Below are 450 nucleotides of genomic sequence, written 5' to 3' on the forward strand. Positions count from 1 at the left end.
ATGGCTCATGCAGAAAACTTATGGATGGATTGAGCCCTGATGCGATTATCTTCGTCAGAACTGAAGAATACAGCATAGCGTTGCCGAAAGAAATCATCGCATTGAGGCTGTCCGGTGGAGGATGGAACTGCCTCTTGAAACTAGGATAGCCCTTGAATATCTTAGGAAATGATGAATAATAATCAGACCATATATTTCCCTCCACACCCAATATGGAATTTATGTTGTCCTTCTTGATCGCATAGGATCTTATTCTTTCGATTATGCCGCTTATGGCCCCATCTTCGTTGTAATAACGCAGATTCCTGATTATGTTATGGCGTATACCTTCAACCATCTCGGCGGCTATATCCAGTCTCTCTTCGCTTGAATAGGCCATGGCCTGCTTGACTGTATTCGCACCTATCTCATTCTTTGATATTGGGACTATGGATGACATGTAGGTACCGT

The 450-nt window shown here is 43.1% G+C and carries 1 protein-coding gene; it reads right to left on the reverse strand.

The genetic code is table 11. The features are described from left to right. The coding region (cas1, locus tag Q0C15_RS04885; RefSeq protein ID WP_297216942.1) for a CRISPR-associated endonuclease Cas1 at window positions 1–439 on the reverse strand (439 nt) is incomplete at its 3' end. Between the last annotated feature and the right edge of the window lie 11 nt (window positions 440–450).

Source organism: Thermoplasma sp. (genome assembly GCF_023256435.1).
GTDB lineage: Archaea > Thermoplasmatota > Thermoplasmata > Thermoplasmatales > Thermoplasmataceae > Thermoplasma.